Origin of the sequence: Dietzia maris, assembly GCF_014144855.1 — a bacterium.
GTDB lineage: Bacteria > Actinomycetota > Actinomycetes > Mycobacteriales > Mycobacteriaceae > Dietzia > Dietzia kunjamensis.
Window position 1 is genome coordinate 1 of sequence record NZ_JAALDN010000013.1, and the last position, 6,227, is coordinate 6,227.

Sequence of the window (6,227 nt, forward strand, 5' to 3'; positions counted from 1 at the left end):
ACCCGCGCGAGGCCTGCCGGGTAGTCGAGGTCCGCCCGGGCCGGCTGCATGACGCCGCGCCCGGCGAGCCGGGACCAGTCGCGGACCCGGTCGGCCGGGATCCTCCCCTGCGCGCCGAAGAACTGGCCCGGCACGTGCCCGGACAGCCAGGCCAGCGTCGGGAGGATGACCGACGCGGCGCGAAGCTTGTGCCCGAAGGAACCCGGGAATCCCCGGTGGAACGGTGACTGTGCGGCCACGGCGATCAGGCCCACGACCCGCGGGTCGTGGCGGGCGAGGTGGTAGACGCCGATCTGCGCGCCCATGCTGTGGCCGAGCAGCACGACGGACCGCGCGCCGAGACGCTGCTCCATCGCGTCCAACGCGAGCGGGACGTCCTCGGCGGCGCTCTCGTGGTAGCCGGCCGGGCCGCTGCGACGCCCGATGCGGTAGGTGCTCTCACCCTGACCGCGGAGCTCGGTGATCGCGACGTCGACGCCCTCGGCCGCCAACGCGCGGGCGAGGGGGAGGTAGTACCGGGCGCCGACGGCGATGCCCGGCAGCACCAGGATCGCGGGCCGGCCCTCGTCCCGCCGAGCCGTCTCGACGATCAGCAGCGGACTCGTGCTGCCGTCCGAGTGCTGCAGCTCCACCCGCTGCGGGTCCTCCATCGTGGTCATGTGTACAGGATGCCGGACTGCACTCCGGTCTGCCCGGCCGCCCCTGGATACGACGAACCCCGCACCACCGGTCGTCGGTGGTGCGGGGTTCGTGGTGGTGCGGGCGACGCGTGCGACGCCCTGCCTCACGGGATCAGGCTCAGCCCCAGCTGGCGCCCATGGCGCGACCCATCATCGGCCAGGACTGCTTGAGGTCGTCCTCCCAGTAGCCCCACGAGTGCGTGCCGTTGGGCGCGAAGTCGAAGTGGGCCGGGATGCCGAGCTCGCCGAAGCGGCGGGCGAGGTTGGCCGTGCAGTACTGGGTGGCCGCCTCGATGACGCCGCCGACGATCGCCTGGTTGGCGAGCGCCGGGATGCTGTTGCGCAGACGCCAGTTCTCGAGCGACTCGTGCGGCCCGGGCAGGCCGTTGCCGGTCGAGATGAACATCGCGGGGAGCTGGTTGTTCTTCATCTGCTCCTGGAAGCGGAAGGCACCCCAGACCGGGTCGTTGTCGAACCAGTTGTTGGTCCCCGTGCGGGGCTCGCCCGGGAACGGGCCCCACATGTTGTCGAGGTTCGCGCCGCCGCGCATGCCGGTGACGATGTTGATGAACTGGTAGCCGATCGGGGTCGACGTCTCGGCACAACCCGAGTACGAGCCGATGGCCTGGAACCTGCCCGGGTGCTTCTGCGCGATCGTCAGGACCGAGGTCGCGGTCATGGAGATCGCGGCGAGGCCACGCTTCCGGCCCTCGTAGTTGCCGCCGTAGCGGCCCTCGAAGAGGTTCGGGAGCTCCTCGGCGAGGAAGGTCTCGAACGCCATCGGACGGTCGGTCTCGCGGGCGAAGCGGGTCTGGACGTTGGGATCGTGGCGCTGCCAGTCCGTGTAGTAGGAGAAGGCGCCGCCGATCGGGGTGACGGTCCACGCGTCCTTGTCGGACATGAACTTCTTGACGTCGGACTGCGCCTGCCAGGTGGCCGAGTCCTCGCCGCCGCCCGCGCCGTTGATCAGGTACAGCACCGGCGCCCCGGCGTTGCCGTCACGCGGCGGCTGGACGATGTTGGGGACCTCGATCGCCATCTCGTCCGACCACACCGAGACGATCATGCGACCGTCGGGCAGCTTGGTCTCGACGACCTTGTTCGCGGCCGTGGCCTTGGTGTACTGGATGCTTCCGCCCTGGGCCTGGGCCGTGCCCGTGGCGACGACGGGGACCATGGCCGCAGCGAGGGCCGCTGTCGCGACCTTCGTGCCGAACCGCTTCACTGAACGCATATTTCGACGCCTTACATTCTCGTTGTTCACAGACGGACCCGGGCACTGTTGCTGAGAACGCTAACCCGATTCCAAGTAGTCACACAAGTCCCACTAGACACACTAGTACCACTAAGGTGCTCGCAAGACTTGAGTATCGCGCCCGCGGGGCACCGTCCGAGGTTCCCACATCCACGCGATCCGTGGGAAACCGCGGAGCCGGCCGGAGCGGCTCACATCAACATTATCGGCCCGTCCCCTACCCGTGTTACCGATATGAACGAATCCATATCTGGCGCCGCCACACCTCGGCCGCCGAGAGGGAGCCCCATGGGCCCGAGACGCGAGAGAGGGCCCCGAGCCGCAGCCCGGAGCCCTCCTCGAGTCAGTCGTCCGACTCAGGCCTTCATGAAGCCCGAGTCGATCGCCTTCTGGAAGTCGCCACCGACGAAGTAGCCGACAGCCTTGACCAGGTTGTTGACGTTGCCGAGCAGCTTGCCGCCCAGGTCGAGCAGGCCGCCGGTGTTGAGCAGGCCATTCTCGCCGCCGATGGAGCCGAGGTCGATACCCATGTGTTTCTCCTTGAGAGTGCAATCCGGAAAGTCCGGATCAGATTCGAAGTTTGAGGTGGCCGCGACAACAGCGGCCGCACCTAGAGGCCCGACTAACTCAGGCCAGCTAGGCTATCAGGCGTCGGTGACCGGGCCCGTGGCGTCGGCGGCGGCGCTGCCCAGGTCTCCGAGGCCGATGCCCGTGAGCGCGTCGCCCAAGCCGTCGCCCGTCAGCGAGCCGGTCAGGCCGACGATGCCACTGATGGCGTTGGTGACCGCGGTGAGCGCGGCGCTGATCGCGCTGAAGTCAGGCATGTGTTTCTCCCTTTTACTGTGATGTCGCCCCGCCTCGGGGCCCTGGGTAAGGTTAACCTAAGTTGCGCCGATGTCAATCGTGACGCGCGTCTCAGGTACGCCTCTTGACGCTGGCCAGGCACCTACTCTGGGCCCGTGTCCTAGGTCACTGTAACCCACCGAGGCTTAAGAAGACTCATTAATCGAGCAGCTTTCAGAGAATTTCCTTCACACGTCACCCCGGGGCCTCCTCCCGCTTGTGAGCACCATCCCGACGTCACCCGTAGTTCACCCTCGAGGCCCCCGGCGCACGGGCGCAGCTCGCCCCGACCCGCACCCCGGAGACAACGACGAAGCGGCCCGCGCGAGGGAGAATCGCGCGGGCCGCATTCATTCCGTCGGGGCAGTCGCCTCCCCGGACGGGGCTCATGTCACTGCAGGAAGCCTCCTGTCAGCGCCTCCTGGAAGTCACCGCCGGTGAAGTACGCCAGGCCGGAGAACATGTCCCCGAACGCGCCGAGGAAGTCGTTGAGGAAGCCCAGTGCGCCACTGACGCCGGCAAGGGATCCGAACTCGGGGAAAGTCATCGTCTGCTCCTAGATGTGTACTGGTGTGTGGTGAGTGGGTCGTGACGGCTATTCGGCGCTGATGCTGGTGATCGCGTCGACGAAGTCGTTGACCCCACCCTCGCCACCCAGGGACCCGGTGAAGAAGATGACGGCGCCGAGGATGTCGGTGATTCCGCCGAAGAGGTCGGACAATTGACCGAAGTTGGGCATGGGGGTCTCCGTTCTCAGTGTGATCCGGCGCCCTCCGAGGCGCCTGGAACAGACACTAAGGCGGCATTTCAGCAGCCACCAGAGACGAAACCGTTCCTTAACCGCAGGTCACGAACGCTTTACGCGAGAAGGTTCACGTGACCGCCGTGTTACAACGGCCGTGGCCCGCACCGGATCTCCGGTGCGGGCCACGGCCGCGTGCTGGGATGGGCTACATCAGAAGCCCATGCCGCCCATCTCGTCGCCACCCGGCATGGCGGGCGCGGCGGGCTCGGGCTTGTCGGCCACGACGGCCTCGGTGGTGAGGAACAGCGCGGCGATCGACGCGGCGTTCTGCAGCGCCGAGCGGGTCACCTTGACCGGGTCGTTGATGCCGGCCTTGAGCAGGTCCTCGTAGCCGCCGGTGGCGGCGTTCAGGCCCTCGGCGCCCGGCAGGTTGCGGACCTTCTCGGCCACGACGCCCGGCTCGAGGCCGGCGTTGTGGGCGATCTGCTTGAGCGGGGCGCTGAGCGCGAACTTGACGATGTTCGCGCCGGTGGCCTCCTCGCCCTCGAGGGACAGACCATCGATGGCGACCTCGGACTTGACCAGGGCGACGCCGCCGCCGGCGACGATGCCCTCCTCGACGGCCGCCTTCGCGTTGCGCACGGCGTCCTCGATGCGGTGCTTGCGCTCCTTGAGCTCGACCTCGGTGGCCGCGCCCGCCTTGATGACGGCGACGCCGCCGGCGAGCTTGGCGAGGCGCTCCTGGAGCTTCTCGCGGTCGTAGTCGGAGTCCGAGTTCTCGATCTCGGCGCGGATCTGGTTGACCCGACCCTCGATCTGACCCTGGTCCCCGGCACCCTCGACGATGGTGGTCTCGTCCTTGGTCACGACGACCTTGCGGGCCTTACCGAGCATGGAGATGTCGGCGGTCTCGAGCGAGAGGCCGACCTCCTCGGAGATGACCTGGCCACCGGTGAGGATGGCGATGTCCTGCAGCATGGCCTTGCGGCGGTCACCGAAGCCCGGGGCCTTGACGGCGACGGACTTGAAGGTGCCGCGGATCTTGTTCACGACCAGGGTCGACAGGGCCTCGCCCTCGACGTCCTCGGCGATGATGAGCAGCGACTTGTTCTCGCCGATGACCTTCTCCAGCAGCGGGAGCAGGTCCTTGACGGTGGACACCTTGCCGGAGACCAGCAGGACGTACGGATCCTCCATGACCGCCTCCTGGCGCTCCGGATCCGTCTGGAAGTACTGCGAGATGTAGCCCTTGTCGAAGCGCATGCCCTCGGTGAGCTCGAGGTCCAGACCGAAGGTCTGGGACTCCTCGACCGTGATCACGCCCTCCTTGCCGACCTTGTCCATGGCCTGGGCGATGAGCTCGCCGATGGCCGGGTCGCCGGCGGAGATCCCCGCGGTGGCGGCGATCTGCTCCTTGGTCTCGATCTCCGTGGCGGAGTCGATCAGGTGCTTGGTGACGGCCTCGACGGCCTTCTCGATGCCGCGCTTGATGCCCATGGGGTTGGCACCGGCGGCGACGTTGCGCAGGCCCTCGCGCACGAGCGCCTGGGCGAGGACGGTGGCGGTGGTGGTTCCGTCGCCGGCGACGTCGTCCGTCTTCTTGGCGACCTCCTTGACCAGCTCGGCGCCGATCTTCTCGTACGGCTCCTCGAGCTCGATCTCCTTGGCGATGGAGACGCCGTCGTTGGTGATCGTGGGGGCGCCCCACTTCTTCTCCAGCACGACGTTGCGGCCCTTGGGGCCGAGCGTGACCTTGACGGCGTCGGCGAGCTGGTTGAGACCGCTCTCCAGGCCGCGCCGGGCCTCTTCGTCGAACGCGATCATCTTTGCCATGGGGTGAATCATCCTCCGGGTATGGGGTGACACGCGTGTGGTCAGCGTCGGTGCCCGCGACGGACGGTGCGGACCGTGTCGGATCCGCGCCTCACCTTGCGACCTCGGTTCTCAGATCTTGCTGGCACTCAGGGTAGCCGAGTGCCAATCGCTTTTCTAGCACTCGCCCCCGACGAGTGCAAAGGCCCGGACGGCTGATTCGCGCTCGGCGAACGACCCTCATGTCGCCCGGCCCTGCCCTACCATCGAGACGCCGTCCCACCCGTTCGCCCGAAAGGCTCGTCAATGCCCACCGAACCCGCCGCAGCAGGCGCCATCGAGAGCTCCATCGAGATCGACGCCCCGCCGGCCCGGGTCTGGGAGGTCATCTCCGAGGTCCGCAACGCCACCCAGTGGAGCAGCCAGGCCTGGAAGATCTTCCCCCTCGGCGGCCGCACCGCCAAGGGCACGTGGGCACTGAACCTCAACAAGCGCGGGCCGCTCCTGTGGCCCACGACCAGCCGTGTGGTGGAGTTCGAGCCCGGCCGCCGGTTCGCCAACCGCATCACCGAGAACACCACCATCTGGGTCTTCGACCTCGAGCCGACCCCCGCCGGCGGCACCCTCCTCACCGAGCGCAGGGAGGTCCCGGACGGGCTGACCTTCATCTCCCGATTCCTCACCGACAAGGTGTTCGGAGGACAGAAGTCGTTCACCAGCGAGCTGGACCGGGGCGTGTCCACCTCCCTGCAGCGGATCAAGGCGCTCGCCGAGCGGAGCTGAGGCCGGGATGGCCCGGGCCGCCGCGGCCCTCATCGCGGGCTCGCTCGTCGCGTCGCTCTCCGGCTGCGCCCTGTGGTCGGGCGACGGCGACGACGTCGACGCCCCCGCC

At 68.0% G+C, this 6,227-nt stretch carries 8 protein-coding genes; 1 reads left to right on the top strand and 7 read right to left on the bottom strand.

Annotated features, from left to right (window positions below; genetic code table 11):
- The 7 genes from G6024_RS00435 to groL form a co-directional block, all read right to left on the bottom strand.
- On the bottom strand, window positions 1–659 hold a 659-nt coding region (locus G6024_RS00435), incomplete at its 3' end, for an alpha/beta fold hydrolase (protein ID WP_159147566.1).
- 139 nt (window positions 660–798) lie between these two features.
- Window positions 799–1,914, bottom strand: coding sequence for an alpha/beta hydrolase (locus G6024_RS00440; RefSeq protein WP_159147567.1), 1,116 nt, complete (start codon window positions 1,912–1,914; stop codon window positions 799–801).
- A gap of 377 nt (window positions 1,915–2,291) precedes the next feature.
- Window positions 2,292–2,465: a hypothetical protein gene (locus tag G6024_RS00445; protein WP_182640278.1), complete on the bottom strand. Its 174-nt coding sequence runs from the start codon at window positions 2,463–2,465 to the stop codon at window positions 2,292–2,294.
- Window positions 2,466–2,579: 114 nt separating this feature from the next.
- Window positions 2,580–2,759, bottom strand: coding sequence for a hypothetical protein (locus G6024_RS00450; protein WP_159147568.1), 180 nt, complete (start codon window positions 2,757–2,759; stop codon window positions 2,580–2,582).
- A 410-nt stretch (window positions 2,760–3,169) separates the two neighbouring features.
- Window positions 3,170–3,325, bottom strand: coding sequence for a hypothetical protein (locus G6024_RS00455; protein WP_167507209.1), 156 nt, complete (start codon window positions 3,323–3,325; stop codon window positions 3,170–3,172).
- A 48-nt stretch (window positions 3,326–3,373) separates the two neighbouring features.
- Complete coding sequence (locus G6024_RS00460) at window positions 3,374–3,517, bottom strand: hypothetical protein (RefSeq protein WP_182640279.1); 144 nt, start codon at window positions 3,515–3,517, stop codon at window positions 3,374–3,376.
- A gap of 216 nt (window positions 3,518–3,733) precedes the next feature.
- Window positions 3,734–5,356, bottom strand: coding sequence for a chaperonin GroEL (gene groL / locus G6024_RS00465; RefSeq protein ID WP_120286075.1), 1,623 nt, complete (start codon window positions 5,354–5,356; stop codon window positions 3,734–3,736).
- Between the two features lie 285 nt (window positions 5,357–5,641).
- Here groL and G6024_RS00470 point away from each other — a divergent pair, with 285 nt between their 5' ends.
- Window positions 5,642–6,118, top strand: a complete 477-nt coding sequence (locus G6024_RS00470) for an SRPBCC family protein (protein ID WP_096906761.1) — start codon at window positions 5,642–5,644, stop codon at window positions 6,116–6,118.
- The last annotated feature ends 109 nt before the right edge of the window (window positions 6,119–6,227 follow it).